We start from the raw sequence: 17,106 nt of genomic DNA on the forward strand, positions 1-17,106 counted from the left end.
CTTCACTGCGTTCAGGATGACGAAACTTAACCGTCATCCCTAGTGTAATGACGGATCTCCTGAACGTGGTGCTGTGCCTGAATTGGGAGATCCTTCACTGCGTTCAGGATGACGAAACTTAACCGTCATCCCGAATGTAACGAGGGATCTCCCGAACGTGGTGCGGTGCCTGAATTGGGAGATCTTTCACAGCGTTCAGGTTGACGAAACTTAACTGTCATCCCGAATGCAATGAGGGATCTCCTGAACGTGGTGCTGTGCCTGAATTGGGAGATCCTTCACGCGTTCAGGATGACGAAACTTAACCGTCATCCCGAGTGTAACGAGGGATCTCCTGAATGTGGTGCGGTGCCTGAATTGGGAGATCCTTCACGGCGTTCAGGATGACGAAACTTAACCGTCATCCCGAGTGTAACGAGGGATCTCCTGATTGTGGTGCTGTGCCTGAATTGGGAGATCATTCACGGCGTTCAGGATGACGAAACTTAACCGTCATCCTGAGTGTAACGAGGGATCTCCTGAACGTGGTGCGGTGCCTGAATTGGGAGATCCTTCACTGCGTTCAGGATGACGAAACTTAACCGTCATCCCGAGTGTAACGAGGGATCTCCCGAACGTGGTGCGGTGCCTGAATTAGGAGATCCTTCACTGCGTTCAGGATGACGAAATTTCAGTATTTATAGAGAAGTTAACTTGTTGTTGGATGATAGAATGAATCGAAAAGCATTACTGGTTGTCATTGCTCTGGTCTTCCTCGAATGGCTGGATTTCAGTTTGTATCTCTATCTGGCAAAATCAGTGTTCGCCAAAAATTTTTTCCCGCCATCAGATTACAGCTTGATGCTTTCCTTTGCCTTGTTTGCTACAGCCTTTCTCGCCAGACCATTGGGTGGCTGGTTGTTTGGTCGATCTGCCGACGGTTATGGTCGACGAACCCCACTTATATTTTCTGCTGCTTTAATGGGTATGGCGACTATAGGCATAGCCCTTCTTCCTGGCTATGAAGTTATAGGTATCAGTGCAACTTGGGGATTGCTCCTGTTACGAATCGCCCAAGGCCTTGCTTTGGGTGGAGAAATCAACAATTCAGCCATGTTTCTGGTCGAACATCAATCCCATAGACCTTTGATTGCCGGTAGCTATGTCGCTGCCAGCGGTGCTGCAGGGATGTTTCTGGGTGGAGCAACCGCTGCTTTGGTTCAATCAACGCAAATTGATGACTTATGGCGCGTCATCTTTGTTTTAGTTGGGTTGCTCTCACTATGGGTATGTAGCTTACGGAAAAAATTAAAGGAATCTCCCGAATTTATTGCCAACAAATCACCGATAAGGCAGATAATCCGGGAAGAGTGGCCTGGAATTATTAATATCAGTATCATGGGAGCTTTTGTAAGCGTTACGGTATATATCTGTAATGCATTCTGGGTCTCCTACGCTACCGATCAAGGTATAGGCTCTCCCGTTGCCTGTGCCTGGGCTGGGTCTATCGCTCAATTATTGTCTGCCCTGCTGGCATTACCTATCGCCCGCTATACACCTCCAGGCAAAGTTTTATTTTTATTACGAAGCAGTATGGTCGCCGCTTTTTTGGGAGCACCTGTGTTATTTATGTTTACTGCCTCGGGATCGGTAATCGGGGTATTACTTGGCCTTGTGTTATATGTAATGGCCAATGGACTGCTGTGCTCCGCACTCTACTATTTTTTATACCTCCAACTTCCTGCTCAATACCGTTGTCGTGGTGTATCCACTGTCTGGGCAATTTCCGCAAGCCTTGGAGCAATCAGTTTACCAGCAGCAGAACAGGCTCATATCCACCACATGACCTGGCTTGCTCCCGTGTGGGTCAGCTTTATTGCTCTGATGGGTTATTTAATTCTATCCCGAGGCCGATTAAACAAGCATAACCCCGTTGCCTTAACCTCACTGCCATCAAGTTAAGAATTATTTATTGTAGATTGACTATTTTCGTAGCCCGTATTAGCGAAGCGTAATACGGGATTGAAGTGACAAGAAACTCCATTATTTCCCCGTAATACGCTTCGCTATTACAGGCTACAATGGCTGCCATCAAGTTAATAATTATTTAGCCCCCCCCTGTTTCACGGCTTTGTCTTATACGGACTACTATGACTTAACTTAATGGCAGAGTGCCATGCTTCATCTGTAAATACGTGCAAAGTGCATTGGTTTCTAACAAAACTTGTATCCTGGGGAATTTCAAATTAGTATTGATCACATGGGAATCATTTGATGAATTGTCAACGCACCCCAAGTATTTTGTAAATCCTGAAGACATCAATATTTTACAGGAAGTTACGTTAATGAAACCGATACTCTACCTCGCCTTTATAGTTCTGAATGTGATCCTGGCACAACCCGATGCAATGGCACAAAAACCATATAATGAATTACAAATAAATCATGTAAATCTGAAAAAATATCCTGAACACATCACAGTACACGAACCTGGGGTTGAAGTGACGATTGGCGATTTACATGGCAATGCACTTAAATTGCTCAATTTTCTTATTCGAAATGATGTCGTAAAAATTACTAAGGAAGATTATAACCTCTTTGTTTCTATTTATGAAAAAAGTCCAGATGATCTTACAGTGAAAGATCTGGCTTATTTTCAGGTCCTATTGAATGCTGCTAAAATTAACTCTCAACATAAAATCAGATTTCTGGGTGATGATTTATGTGATCGGGGTATGAATGATTATTACACCTTACAACTCTACAAAAAATTAGATATGGCCGGTGTTCCTTTTGATGTTGTTTTATCCAATCACGGTAATTTTTTCCTCAGTGCCTATGAACGGCCAGAGCAATCATTCAGTTTTAATCCTTATGGAGAGGGAGAAAATGAGTCTACCGTTCAATCAATGCTCCATTTGGGGCGAATAATCGATCGCGGTATTATAGAACGTCAAGACGTACTGGATATAATTCAGAATCACTACCTGAAGCATCTCGTGTTTCCAGGTTATACCCATAACAAACAAAAAAATGAACTGACTGTTTATAGTCATGCACCAATCGATCTCGGCATTCTTGCTGAGTTGGCAAAGGATCTCAAGACTCCTTATAACGATTCAAATCTGGCTGAGTTAACCAAGGGTTTCGATAGTATCAACCATCAGATACACCAGTGGATTATGAGTCGAACATTTACAGTTCATTACAATCAACTGAATGAGGATCACAAAAAGTCGAACACTCAAAGCCCTATAAAGCAGGTGTTATGGAACAGGGATTACACCATATTACATCGTGATCACGAACCAACGGGCAAACACTTTTTTGTGAACTACGTCCACGGACATGATTCAATGCCCAATGTATTCAATCTGGATAATTTATTCGGTAAAGGGAATGATAACTATACGGGCCCTTATGCGATTCATGTGACCCATTCTTAATAATTCGGCACATAAAAGGGATCAGGTTATGTTACATATTGCTGTAATTGGATGCGGGATTGCTGGCCCTGCTGCCGCCATTTTTTTAAAGCAATTAAATGCTGAAGTTACTGTATTTGATAAGGTCGAAAATTTAAAACCTGTTGGTGCTGGATTCTTGTTGCAACCAGCAGGTCTGGATGTGCTGAACCATTTAGGGATTGTTCAATCTCTAATTTCCAGAGGAGCTCCCATTTCGGGGCTGCATGGAACCAATCATAATAATAAAGTTGTTCTGGATTTGCATTACGCCGATTTGGTTTCACACCATAGTGGTTTAGGCATACATAGAGCCGTCCTCTATGAGGAACTCTATAAAAAGATGACTGAATTAAACATCAAAATAATTAATCCCTGCGAAATTACGGGGATTGAAAACCTGGCAGAACAGGTTCATCTTAAAGATAATCAAGGGAATCGTTATGGCCCTTATGATTGTGTCATTATTGCAGACGGATCACGATCCCAACTTCGGCATAGTATGAATTGCAAAATAAAAGTCACACCTTACGAATGGGGTGCATTATGGGCAATATGCCAGGATACACAACATCAATTCAATACTGTTCTCGAACAGGTTTATAGGCATACCGAAATTATGGCTGGTATTTTGCCAATGGGGCATCAGGACAAAAACCTGTTGATCAGCTTTTTCTGGAGTTTACATCGATCGAAACTGGCACAATGGAAGCATACTCCTTTCCCCACATGGAAAAATCAAGTCCTGAATGTTTGGCCCAAACTAAGGCCTTTATTTGATCATCTTCATTCGCACGATCAATTTGCATTTGCTTCTTATTCAGACGTGAACATCCATCCATGGCATGACAACAGAATTGTGATCATTGGAGACGCAGCTCATGGCATGAGTCCCCAATTAGGTCAGGGTGCCAATCTGGGTTTAATTGATGCTCAAATTCTTTTTGAATGTTTGCGCCAATATCCTGTTCAAAAAGCTCTGACCCTTTATACCGAAAAAAGAACATCACAACTTAATTATTATCAGACCGCAAGCCGTTTTGTTACCCCTTGGTTCCAATCATCAAATCGTGTTATGGGTTTTTTAAGAGACAGGTTACACGGTACTTTTTGCAAAACGCCTCTAATCAAACACCAGATGCTTCTCACCTTGGCCTGTATGAAAACAGGATATTTCAAATCAATACCTTTAGATCAGTATCAACCCCTGTTTAGGCCAATACATGAATAAAATATTAGTCATTTACACATATTACATCGTCTGGTTTGGTTCTCTGATCCTGGCCGCGAACAATTTTGCCTGGCTCCCTCTCCTTTTATCCCTGTCCATCAGTTCTGTTCAATTATTTTTTTGGTGTGATTTATCCAAAGTCAAAAACTGGATGCTCTTTATGTTAAGTCTGTCGTGTTTGGGGTTCCTGATTGACAGTATTTTTACCGCAACATCGCTCATTCATTTTCAACCCAATCCCTTTTATCCATATGTTGCTCCTCCATGGATGTTGGGTCTATGGATAAATTTTAGTGTGTTATGCATCAGTTTGGTAGAAATGCTGAGCCTGCTAAGTCGTTTTCTCTGGCTGCTTGCATTAATAGGTTTTCCCGCCGCATATCTTGGCGGAGTAGGATTTCATGTAGCTATTTTTCATTTAGGCACTATCAGTTCAATTTTTCTTGGATTAATATGGATGTTACTTTTTCCCTTTCTATGTCAAAAATTTTTATTCCCGGCAACTCACCCAATGATTAAGGATTAACTCATGACGGCGCTTAAATGCATTATTCCTACAATGATTTTATTTTGTCTTCTGGATTTTCTATGGATAGGATGGATTGGAAAATCACTGTATTTTAATCAGCTTGGTCACTTCTTAAATATTGAAGGGAATCAATTAAAACCTAATCTACCCGCTGCTTTTATAGTCTACCTCCTGTTTGCGGTCATGATATGGTGCGTTGTCCTTCCTTTGGCACAGAACCAATTATCCCAGAGTGTACTCTACGGCGCATTATTAGGTCTGATAGTCTATGGAATTTATGATATGACCAATCTATCGGTACTAAAAAATTGGCCTCTTTATATTTCATTGATTGATTGGTTTTGGGGAATTATCCTGTGCGCTATAACCAGTGGTTTTTGCAGTTGGATTAAAAAGTTTTTTGTCTGAACCTTAATAAACACAAAGTTGGCAAATCCTTTTTGATCTGCCAACCGGCTACACCCTAATTAAAGTCCCAACCAACGAATGAAGCGATTTGTAGTTTTTAAATTAAGCACTGGTTTGACATCAGTGTTCATAGTATAACTCTTTATTGCATCATCAAAATTATTTGAAGTATTAGCGTTTGAATGCACACCATTGATTTTTCCCATATTGATTATTTTCATTTGTGTTTCATAATACCCACGAACCATAATAATGACCGGTATTACGAAATTAATAGAATCCAAGCCTTCTCTGTCATTTTGAACCACCAGCTTATTAAATTCATTACTGCTTAAAGCAATATACTCTTCATTATTTATTTGACGTCGCAGCATTCTTCCTAAAGGTGCCTGTGTATGAAACACGCGTTCATAGGCCGTAGCAGACATCACTATAATCGGTTCCTCTTCTTCACGTCTGTCGTTTTTATTGATGTCAGCAAACAACACGGGTTCACGAAGATCAACATCATTAGGTGCTGTATCTATCTTGGTCATCTGTACATCTGAATTCGCTGAATGATCTACAGCATTACACGTTAAAAATTTAGATTTTCCAAACCATTCATCACTGGGATAATAAACGACCATCAGTGAATTATCTTTGATAGTATTGATAATAGGTTTGTACAGCTCCAGGGGCAGAGCAGGACATCCCCAACTGCGACCGGGCCTACCGTAGCGTTTGATAAAATTTTCTTCTACATACCACCCACCATGCATCACTACTGACCGATTATAGGCATTGTCATTAAAATTTTTATCGAGACCTGCCAATCTTAAAGACAATCCTTCTCGACCATAATAAGCCTGGTCAGTTCTATATACGCCGATACTGCTGGCTTTACTGTCATACTTATTAGAAAAATAATTGGTTAACAAGGTTCCTGATCTAATGCCATGAGAGACATACGTATGAAAAAGTAATTTCTTTTCATTGATATCAAATACCCATAATCGCTTCTCGTTCGATGGTAAGGAATAATCAATAATGGTCAATATATTATTACGTTTTACATTATAAGCTGTTGCACATTTGATGGTTGTCAGAACCTTATTAATGACCGGTTCACTTAACGTATTCCCTTCCTTTTGAAGCATTTCTTTTATTTCATTCAATTGGTAATTATAGGATGGAATCACGCTCTGAACGTGTTCATTCATCGCGAATTGTTTTTCTATAACAGGTAAGGGTAGTAAAGCGAAATCAGATGATGTTACTGCTAATAGCAATAGCAGAATATTAATCATAGCATTTCCTTGATTGTATTGATCTTAAATTATTATTATTCCTGTACTAATTAATATAGATCACAAACAATCAAAGTGCACAAATTTTAAATTATAAAATCTTAATTTGGTCATGATGCTGTTGCAACGATCTGATTGGATCTTAATCCAATCAGATCAGGTGCAGATTCATCATCAAGATAGCTCACAGTTTAGTGATTTTAACCAGATTCAAATCATTTAAATCTTGATTATGATCTTTAATTTTAAGAACCGAAATTAGCGTAACAAACAGCAAGCGAAATCCATTAAAACCGTTCTTTACAGCTATAGCGTGAGTCATAGTATCTACTTCCTTAGCCTTATTAAAATCCATTTGTGTAGTGCTATTGCTTGTATATCCTCGGTTTATCTTAACATAGAACTCACAGGAGGGTCGGGAAGAAATCCTCTGAAACATCCAGAGGATTTAATAAGGAAAGGAATATATCGGTTGTCATTAATTGAGCTTGCTTGCAGGCTTGGCTCCATCGTCTTCACTCTTATCATCAAATAAAAGAGTTCCCATATTTAATAAATTCCCGCAGGCACACATCGCTTGTAGTGCCCATGAAGCATTAGAGCAACCAGAGGTTATTCCGGCATAAATAGCACCCATCCTGAACAAATTTGCCCCTGCCCCCAGTATTCTGGTTCCAAATCCATTTGTCTCATTCAAGCTATACATACTGTACGCATGAGTAACGAGAGCCAAACCCAGTTCAGCAACCTTTCCTTCTGGATTAGTCACCAGGGAATAGGCAGCCAAAGAAATAATTGTTACATTATACAATTGCATCCCTTGTGTCCAGGATGAGCCTTTATCAAAAAAACCAAACATAATAAATTACCCCATAGTATTAAAATGTCAAAATTTTATCCATTGCGCATATAATAAATCAAGCGTTTTCCAAATTAACACCCGATTACTCATTTAAAATAATACTGATAGAAAACTTTTAGATTAGTATGGGTTATGTTTTACCATTAGAGAACCTGATGATTTGTTGATTTTTAAGATAACGGAATAAGTAAAATCAAGGAGTCCTTGTTATGGATGAGGGATTATCAGGATAGGCAGTTGTAGATCCGGATATTAAAGCCCCCGTATTCAATAAAGTGGAAACAACTCCCAATGCATCAGTTAATGGGGATGAGTGAGTTGTTTCTGAGGTCATCCGACTATAAGACGCACCCAGACTAAAAAGATTCACACCTATCGTCATTATCTCACTAAGCGCATTGGAATTTTCTCTCAGGCTTAAAAAATTAATTGCATGAACCGCAATTTCCAATCCTTCCACAGAGCCCTTTGCATCAGAATCCGTAAGCAACTTATAGGTTGCTGTGCTCAGTAGCAACACATTAAATAGTTGCAATCCCTTCTTCCATTGACTGTCCTGATTAAACATTCCAAACATACAACCCATCCTTATTAATGTTCCTGTGTTGAGTAACATTAGTGAATATCCAGATAATAAATCAAGCAAATACTTCATTTATTCTTAAAACAAATAAAGACATAACCTCTGAAAGTGATATTTTAAGGGCAATGTGTTATAATTTAACTCATTATTACTTACACCATTGAATGATATTACCTAGAGGTTGATATGCCATTACAAGTTAAAATTATTGATTCAGTCAATAAGGTTCTAAGCAAAAACGATACCCCAGTAAAACTTAACAAAGGTGGTGTATGTGGTGGTGTAGCAAGCTTATACGTCCGATACTCTCTGGAAGGAAAAAAAAGAGAGTTTTTCGAATTATCAAAACAACTGGCTAATCTACCTGAAGGGTATCAAATTGGTCAAAACAACGCCATTGATAAGTTTATTAGAGAAATTGAAATTGAATTTAATCGATTTAACTACACTAAAGGTCAATATTATCAAGGGGATATGGAACATACCGTTTTTATAAATGGTAAACCCATTAAAAAAGAATTCAGTATCGGACTGGTTGAAAGCGCTGCCAATTGGTCCAATCTTCTCAATCAAATCCGTAACGAAGGCAGAGCCTGTTATATTCGCTCCCATAATCATGCAATAGCGCTATCCTTTGTTGATAATGAATATGAAATTTATGATCCCAATTACGATGAGGATAATGATGAAAACCCCAATGCCCAGGCAACCAATACACGGCGATTTTTAACGGCAGATGAAGCAATAAATGAGTTATCGCAACAGTTTGGCTATCCGGATAACAGTGATGTGGGATTAGGAATAATCGTCTACGCGAATCCAGACGACCCAACCCCCGCCACTTATCCAGATAAAAATAAGCTGTTGAGTAAGTCCCTTAAAAGCAAACGGGATTATCAAAGAGATATAGGTATAAATGATAAGGACTGGAAGTATAACAGCTTGTTTTTTGCTACGAACATCAATGACAGACAAACGGTTGAATATCATCTTCAGCAAGGTGAAATTGAAATAAAAGAATGTCCTTATTTGATGCAGATGGAAAGCAATAATGAACTGGTTTTTCAGCTCTATTCCAAAACCTTGGATGAAAAAACCAAACAAACATTAATCTACTACGCAATCTGGTCAGGCAATATTGAACTGTTTCAACGCATGTCTGAAGACTACCAAAAAAATCATGTAGTGACGCCTGCTGAACACATAGCATTTAAAGCCCTGGTACAAAATAACTTCAGCTTGCTTCGAGCAGCTCAATCAATAAATCCTGTGTGCATCATGGAAGTATTAAAACTGTATAAAAGTTATAATATTCCATTAAATTCAATTTCTGAATCGAACATAACAAAAATCATCATCCAGCTCACAAAAAATGGGAATGCGGAACTATTAAAAGCCTTTACTCAAGAGCTGCCGGTTCTATCTGAATCCGTTATCCTCTCAGGAATCAGCACAGCGTCACACCATGATAAACGCGGTGCATTAAGCTTTTGGCTTGGAGTTCGCGAACGCCTTCCGAAAACTGAAAATAATACTTTAATTAGTAAAAAATTGATTAGTAAAGTCTCTCCTTTAAATTTCCAACAATTGATTCAATCAGGCTTTACTGTAGCTCCCGTTCTGTTTGCTGAAACGTTAAAACGCAATCGTCATGAATATTTTGAACTGAGTATTGCCAGTAACCCATCATCCGTATGGAACGAATTCTTGGCGAAATTAAAAAGTAACTCCCTGGAAGAACCAATTGATTTATTGAGTACAAATCAGAACTTAACTGTTCTGCAGGTATTAATCAGTTACAAGGAAAATAATTTAATTAAACGAAATTGGCCCGAAGCCGTTCCTGCCCAAACAGGCATTGAAGCACTTAAATTTGCCTATGAATGCGGTAACAAGGAACTGGTTCAATTTTTTACCCAGAAAAAATTTAAAGTACCCACTGATTTTCATGTAGAACAACTCAAAAATGCTTTAAAGGAAAATGATCATCAACGACTTGAAGCGTTACTTTCCAGCTCTATAGATTACGTTCAATTTTTTACTCCTACCAACAAACAATTAATTACAGAATTGATTCAGCTGGGCGCCTATGACTTTATCATCAGATCATGGAATAACTACAAAAATGATTCCCAAAATAAACAACCGTTGACGGCAAATAATCTGCAACTGCCTGATTTATTATGGATTGCTGTGACCCAAAACAATAAAAAGCTTTATGAGCATATTGTAAAAGAAGTTCCAAACGTGGCTTTGAAAATCATAAAAATGATCATTGATGGTGATAACGCCGTTTTCTACCCCTACGCAATAAAACTGGCTATGGCACTTCCTGCTTTCAGCGAAAATGTTCCATCACCTCCATTGTATCAATTCATCCGCGATGAACTGAGTGAGTATGAACAAAAATTATTTGATCGAACAACAAAAGATGATGAGTATGCTGATAGAACATTCCGTAAAGAAGCACGCACACTCATCCAACCCTTATGTAACATATTAGTTTATGCCATTGAAAATCACTATTTTTCTTTTGCCGAAGAGTTAAGTTCACAAGTTCATTTATCAATGGATGAAGTATATGATTTGTTTGTCACAGCAAATCACAATAAAAACTATAAATCCATTGAATTTCTCCTGAACCATTATCCCAATCTATCAACCAATAAAGAGTTTTATCTAAAACTTGCGGAATCAAATGAATTTGATTTACTGGCATTATTATTAAAGAAAAATAGACCGATGGATCATACGATTTTTATAAACCTGTTGAAAAAAGCGGTCAGAGCACATCATGAACCAGTGATTCAATTACTCGCCCCCTATATTAATTCCGCCTATAAAATAGAAGGTTCTCCCCTCTATGAGGCGATACAAGAGAAAAATGAAGAAGGGTATCTTCTCTTAATCAAATATGACGCGGAGATGCCACCCCGTCAATTGTTTTCACTTGCCATAAAACAATCGAATGAGCGCTTGTTGGAAGCTGCGTTTCAAAAACCCCAATTTGCAGAGTTTTTTAGATCACATGCTAATGAACTTCTGCATACCTTGTTTCGCAATGGTAGCCCTGAAGCTGTTTTATATTTTTATAAAAAAATGAATCAGAGTACGGAACAAGATATAATCAACGAATATTTGGCAGCGTTTATCAATTTTGCCATTACTAACAATGATCTTGTCCTGTTTAGACAGTTACAGAAACTGGAACAATTCACTACACACACAAAGGAGTTATTCAAACAAGCCTGTCTAGCTCAAGCTCCAGATATAGTGAATGAATTACTTAAATCCAATGTCGACTTTGATGATAAAGAAGAACTGTATGAGTTGCTTGATAAATTATTTGGTATGGATTCAAAAGAATCAACAAACACAGCACATACTGCATACGATTTAATATATAAACGAGCACTCAATCGCCTGTATGAATTTGTTATTCATAACAAATACCGGCCATTTTCCAGCCTGTTTCACTCCATCGATGAACTGACTGATGATCCAGGTTTATCCAAACCTATGAAAAATAAACTGATATTCAGAGCATTGGAAGAAAATGATCAAACTATTCTTAGTTCATTACTTAAACAGGTACAAAGTAATTCGGAACGCGGCTCAGAAAACGAAGTTGAAATCAATGAGGAGATTCTTTCTCTCTTTAATACTCATTTTAATAAACCGTTAATTATTAGTGTACTTCTCGATCACTATAATATCGAACAAGTAGTATCTAAAGCCGTAAAATTAGAAATGTGGCCTTTCATTGTTCATTTTCTCAAAGGACGTTCTGTTGATGGATTAAGCCAGGACTTAATAACAACTCTTAAAAGCCATGACAGTAAGCTATTTCATGTTCTCGAAACTGAAGCACGACAGTCTCTTCACAACGATCCACGCCACGAACTAAATGCACTCCTAAGTTCTAAAAACGACCTGGCCTTAAACGTTGTTCTCAGAGAACAAAAAAAAGCGATACAAGAAAGCATCATGTCTCTACAAAAACAGATGGAAGAACAACACATCGATCTGAAAAGCCATTTTTATCGCTTTGATTTATATTACGACATCAAAAAAGCCAATACTGCCATGGAAGCAATGATTCCTAAAATTGAACAGTTTTTTGATCGAAATAAAGGAGTTTCACCCATTGAACTGCTATCAAATGAAGTCAATCGGAATCAAATACGGGAATTCAAAGCCATTATGGATACTAATAATTTAGTACCTGCATATTTCGATGAGCGAGATGAATTGGAAAGCGCCTTTGATGCCCTGAATGCCTTTGATAAAAATCACGAAGAGCAACAACGCCAAAAAGCTCTGGAAGAACAACAACGTCAAAAGGATCTGGAAGAGCAGCAGCGCCAAAAAGATCTGGAAGAGCAACAACGCCAAAAAGATCTGGAAGAGCAACAACGTCAAAAGGATCTGGAAGAGCAGCAACGTCAAAAGGATCTGGAAGAGCAACAACGCCAAAAGGATCTGGAAGAGCAGCAACGTCAAAAGGATCTGGAAGAGCAGCAGCGCCAAAAAGATCTGGAAGAGCAGCAACGTCCAAAGGATCTGGAAGAGCAGCAGCGCCAAAAAGATCTGGAAGAGCAACAACGCCAAAAAGATCTGGAAGAGCAACAACGCCAAAAAGATCTGGAAGAGCAACAACGCCAAAAACATCTGGAAGAGCAACAACGCCAAAAAGCTCTGGAAGAACTGCAACAGAAAAAAGAGTTGAACAAACAGCATGATAAAACACCAGATCAACAATCACCTGGCAATACACCCATTCCGAGTAAAGACCAACCTGCTTCACAAAAGCCAAACCCATTATCAGGATTAATCAAGATAGTGGAAGAATATGGTAAAATCAGGAAAAAAGAACACTACACTCATTATTGGATCCCTTTATTCCAATATACAAAAAAAGATAAATTGGATGCCACTCAGCATTTTATTAACGCTTTAAAAAATCCAGAGTCCCTGATCAATAATTTTGACAAAGCAGTTTTGAATGATGGGCGATTACACAAAACGATCAAAAACTATCTTGCAGAACATGAACTGGCTATTCAATCGCATTTCAAATCAGATAAACCGATTAAAACAGTGAATCAATTAATTAATGCTCTGAATAAACAAAATCCCGTAGAAAAACTTATATATCAATTGGAACACTACCATAAGCAACGAGCAAAACAACCGGAGATGTATCATTTTTCCCTGTTTCCCCAATACACCGGAACAGAAAAACGTACCGCTGTCACTCACTTGCTGGATGTATTAAAAGGTGGAAACAATGCTTTGACGGCCAAAGATATAGGTGCTTTAAATCAAGGCAGCTTGGGATCAATGATTTCTGAATTCATTCAGGAATTTAAAGCTCCTCTTAGAGAAGCTATGAACGTTAAACGGATTGATAATCTGACTGATTTAATCAATGCCTGTGAGCACAATAAAACGGGATTATCCTTAAGGAGCTAACACATTAAATCAGGTGACAATCAAAACAAAATAAATTCATTGCGCAACATCGCCTGATGTATTCTTTAAGGCCTCATACACGGTATGTGGCCTTAAAGACTATTGAATTTTTGAAGCAAGCTCCTTCTGATAACTTGATAAAAATCAACTAAAACCCACTTAACACAATTTTTCCTCTGGCCTTACCACTTTCAAGTAATGCATGAGCTTTTCTCAAATTGGCCGCATTAATAGCCCCCATACATTCAGCAACGGTAGTTTTTATCTGCCCTTCATCGACCAATTGAGCCATTTTAGTCAGAATTTCATGCTGTTTGATCATGTCGGGGGTTTTAAACATCGATCGGGTGTACATCATTTCCCAATGAATGGAGATACTTTTCAGCTTAAAAATCTTAAAATCCAAATGCTGCGGATCATCAATTAAAGCAAATTTACCCTGAGGCTTTAATACATCAACCAAGGCTTTCGCATGCTCATCACTGTGGGTCAGACTAATGACATAATCAACTTCAGGATAATTAATTGCCTGTAATTGAGCCTTCATGTCTTTACTGTGATCGATAACATGATGAGCGCCATTACCAAGTATCCATTGGACAGACTCAGGACGTGAAGCAGTCCCTATTACGGTTAAATGAGTTAATTTTCTTGCCAATTGAACCAGCACAGAACCAACACCTCCAGCAGCACCGGTAATCAATAAACTGCCATGTTCGGTTGGTGATAGTTCCAAACGATCAAATAGAAGCTCCCAGGCAGTCAAACTGGTTAATGGAAGAGCTGCCGCTTCCTCAAAACTAAGCGATTCAGGTTTTTTTGCAACAATTCGTTCATCGACCAGATGAAATTCACTGTTAGTTCCTGGTCTTGTTAAATCACCGGCATACCACACTTCATCACCAGGCTTAAATAGAGTTACTTCTGGTCCCACTTCCAAGACCACACCAGCGGCATCCCAACCCAATACCTTGGGTTCATCTCCTTGCGGTTGAACATTTCGTCTAATTTTAGTATCAATAGGATTAACTGCAATGGCTTTTACAGCAACCAAAATATCACGCCCGGAAACTTTAGGAGCGGGCAGATCCAAATCAACTAAAGCCTGATCATTATCAATGGGCAATGACTGTAAATAACCTATTGTTTTCATATTTATTCCCTCAAAATAAAATCGCAGTACATGATAGTATTTTAAAATTACAAAAAATACATCATCAGGACGTAGAAACATGAGATTAAAAAAGATGAGAATAATTCAATTTACTTTAGAACGTTCAATTAATGTTCTACAATCGGTCTTTGATTTTAAATATAGCCTATAAAAACGAGCAGCTTATGAAGCCCATATCAGCAACATGTATTTCTAAATATTCCCAACCTTATCCGAATCTTGAACATAGATATTACATACAATTCTGGTTAGTATTTACTGAACAGGAAGCAAATGGCACATTAACTATTGAAACAGATGAGAGTAACCGAAACGCAATCAGGTCGAAATTTGAGCTACAAAACAGCAAATCTCATGGTGAATTTCAACCTTGGATAAAGGACTCATGGCAAGATGCTCTTTTAAACGCCTGGTTACGTTATTTCAATGCCATCGGATATTGCGCAGCAACAACGAACGACATAATTTATCAATTAAAGGTTCAAACTGACGGCACTTATTTCTATGATCTGTGTGATACAAGCAAAAAAGGTGTTACTGGAATGCTTCCTCATGGAGTGGTACACAATGATGATGGGACTCAAACAGCTGTAATCGTGGTACCTCAGGTACATGCTGATAGATTCATTGATTCAGAGAACAGCACAGCAAACAACGCAACAGATAAAACCACTGCCAGACAGTTACCTGCTACATCGTTCGATAGCTTTGACTTTCACATTATATCAGGCTTTATTTTTGCCACAGGAATAGCTGCAGTTGCTCTGGCCTTTACCATGTTACATGCAGTCTCGGGAGGAATCGCAGGACTGGTTGCAGGAGGACTTGGGGTCGCGGCCATGCTCACGGGTGGTATTGGACTGTTTAATCTTGGATCCGTTCCTGACAATAAAGTAATCGACCAAACTCCTCAACCTGTAAACTCACCAACGGGATACATAGCTTCCAGTGGGCAGATTTAGCCCACTACTGTACAACCGGTACTTTATTTAATAAACAGTGGGAATATGAAGTATTCTCCATCCAATTAATGTACCTGACTAATGAACGAAATTAATTTTTTATCTTCTTCGGTTAACATGCTGTCTGAATAAGTCGGATTAGGCTCATACCACCATTGATTATTAAAATAACTGTGCAAATCAGGAGATTTGAATTGTCTTCCATATTGAGCAAATACGGTGTTACGCAAGATTCGTAGTTGCGAGGGAGTCAATTTGGATAACTCATTTACAGGATTTTCAGCATTTAAAACAGGATAAATCATTTTATAACGTACAAAACTTTTAGGAGTAAATAAACACAGTGAAAGATCCTCTGCAGGATGAAAATGTGGCAAATCCCAAATATATTTTCTACTTGCCCCGCTGCCCTGAATGGTCATACCAGCAGGTGTCGGCTTCAGATAATCCGCACTACCATCAATTTCAGAGCATAATCGAGTTGGGGTATTCGGAATGACTTCCAGTTGGGTATGCCCTATGGTTTCATTATGCCAAAGCGCTCCGGTCTTGAGAACATAGGCAACCCAGTGATATCCCATTACATCAAAGGTTGCGCCTGTTTCATAATCATGCTGGATATGTACCGATGCCAAGGGCGGAAAAGTAGTGGTCCATAAATACGCTTCATCATAGTACAAACCTTTATCCCGGTTTGGAGCAATTTTTTCTTTATGAGCAGATACTGAATTACCATCAACCAGTACCTGAAAATCATAAACCAAAGGTTTTCCCTGTCCCGTCTTCTGCCCTTCAGGTAGAGCAATATTGCTTGACTCTTCGTTATATACTGGAAAGGGGAACCCCATAGATACGTTCAATGTTTCATTCAAGGTATTTTTAAAATTAAAATCGCATCTGTAATGCCAGGAACCATTCATCAGTGAGTTATTTAAATTCGTTCCGGTGATGATAATGACTTCATTAACCATTTTTATATCCGGTTGTGAAATAGGTATAGGTAAAGAACCCTCACCGCCAAAAGCAGTATCGTTTGCCACTACTCCCTCAGAAAAGAACACAAAAATCAATGCGGTCAACAGTTCTAAATTTTTAAATTGCTGATTAGCTGCTCGTAGCATAAGATCGTCCTGAATACAAAATAATATAT

General features: G+C 38.7%; 13 protein-coding genes. 7 read left to right on the plus strand and 6 right to left on the minus strand.

What is annotated here, in order from left to right; all coding sequences use genetic code 11:
- Positions 1–711 precede the first annotated feature (711 nt).
- From Lqua_RS17145 to Lqua_RS17165, 5 genes are all read left to right on the plus strand, one after another.
- Positions 712–1,941, plus strand: a complete 1,230-nt coding sequence (locus Lqua_RS17145; protein WP_058475509.1) for an MFS transporter — start codon at positions 712–714, stop codon at positions 1,939–1,941.
- 383 nt (positions 1,942–2,324) lie between these two features.
- Positions 2,325–3,425 carry a Dot/Icm T4SS effector Wip gene (wip, locus tag Lqua_RS17150; protein WP_058475608.1) on the plus strand — a complete coding sequence of 367 codons (1,101 nt, stop codon included), beginning with the start codon at positions 2,325–2,327 and terminating at the stop codon, positions 3,423–3,425.
- A 28-nt stretch (positions 3,426–3,453) separates the two neighbouring features.
- Entirely contained in the window at positions 3,454–4,674 is a 1,221-nt protein-coding gene (locus Lqua_RS17155; protein WP_058475510.1) for an FAD-dependent oxidoreductase, read from the plus strand.
- Positions 4,667–5,200, plus strand: coding sequence for a DUF2878 family protein (locus Lqua_RS17160; protein WP_058475511.1), 534 nt, complete (start codon positions 4,667–4,669; stop codon positions 5,198–5,200). The genes Lqua_RS17155 and Lqua_RS17160 overlap by 8 nt, the downstream gene beginning before the upstream one ends.
- A 3-nt stretch (positions 5,201–5,203) precedes the next feature.
- Positions 5,204–5,611 (plus strand): DUF2177 family protein, encoded by a 408-nt coding sequence (locus tag Lqua_RS17165; RefSeq protein WP_058475512.1) that lies wholly within the window; start codon positions 5,204–5,206, stop codon positions 5,609–5,611.
- Positions 5,612–5,670: 59 nt separating this feature from the next.
- Here Lqua_RS17165 and Lqua_RS17170 read toward each other — a convergent pair whose 3' ends face one another.
- The 4 genes from Lqua_RS17170 to Lqua_RS17180 form a co-directional block, all read right to left on the minus strand.
- A complete protein-coding gene (locus Lqua_RS17170) occupies positions 5,671–6,900 on the minus strand; it encodes a murein L,D-transpeptidase catalytic domain family protein (RefSeq protein ID WP_058475513.1) in 1,230 nt (409 codons plus the stop codon).
- A 184-nt stretch (positions 6,901–7,084) separates the two neighbouring features.
- The gene (locus Lqua_RS18290) at positions 7,085–7,222 is read right to left on the minus strand and encodes a hypothetical protein (protein ID WP_157076155.1); all 138 of its coding nucleotides are present in this window, start codon (positions 7,220–7,222) and stop codon (positions 7,085–7,087) included.
- Between the two features lie 156 nt (positions 7,223–7,378).
- Positions 7,379–7,759: a hypothetical protein gene (locus tag Lqua_RS17175; protein ID WP_058475514.1), complete on the minus strand. Its 381-nt coding sequence runs from the start codon at positions 7,757–7,759 to the stop codon at positions 7,379–7,381.
- Between the two features lie 196 nt (positions 7,760–7,955).
- Positions 7,956–8,339, minus strand: coding sequence for a hypothetical protein (locus Lqua_RS17180; RefSeq protein WP_058475515.1), 384 nt, complete (start codon positions 8,337–8,339; stop codon positions 7,956–7,958).
- Positions 8,340–8,531: 192 nt separating this feature from the next.
- Here Lqua_RS17180 and Lqua_RS18920 point away from each other — a divergent pair, with 192 nt between their 5' ends.
- Entirely contained in the window at positions 8,532–13,820 is a 5,289-nt protein-coding gene (locus Lqua_RS18920; RefSeq protein WP_058475516.1) for a hypothetical protein, read from the plus strand.
- A gap of 148 nt (positions 13,821–13,968) precedes the next feature.
- Here the strand turns inward: Lqua_RS18920 and Lqua_RS17190 are convergent, their stop codons facing one another.
- Positions 13,969–14,973, minus strand: a complete 1,005-nt coding sequence (locus Lqua_RS17190; RefSeq protein WP_058475609.1) for a zinc-binding alcohol dehydrogenase family protein — start codon at positions 14,971–14,973, stop codon at positions 13,969–13,971.
- A 185-nt stretch (positions 14,974–15,158) separates the two neighbouring features.
- On the opposite strand from Lqua_RS17190, the gene Lqua_RS17195 reads away from it, so the two are divergent.
- Positions 15,159–15,956: a hypothetical protein gene (locus Lqua_RS17195; RefSeq protein ID WP_058475517.1), complete on the plus strand. Its 798-nt coding sequence runs from the start codon at positions 15,159–15,161 to the stop codon at positions 15,954–15,956.
- Between the two features lie 65 nt (positions 15,957–16,021).
- Here the strand turns inward: Lqua_RS17195 and Lqua_RS17200 are convergent, their stop codons facing one another.
- Entirely contained in the window at positions 16,022–17,077 is a 1,056-nt protein-coding gene (locus Lqua_RS17200) for a YARHG domain-containing protein (protein ID WP_058475518.1), read from the minus strand.
- Positions 17,078–17,106 lie beyond the last annotated feature (29 nt).

This window comes from Legionella quateirensis, assembly GCF_001467955.1.
In the GTDB taxonomy this organism is placed as follows: domain Bacteria; phylum Pseudomonadota; class Gammaproteobacteria; order Legionellales; family Legionellaceae; genus Legionella; species Legionella quateirensis.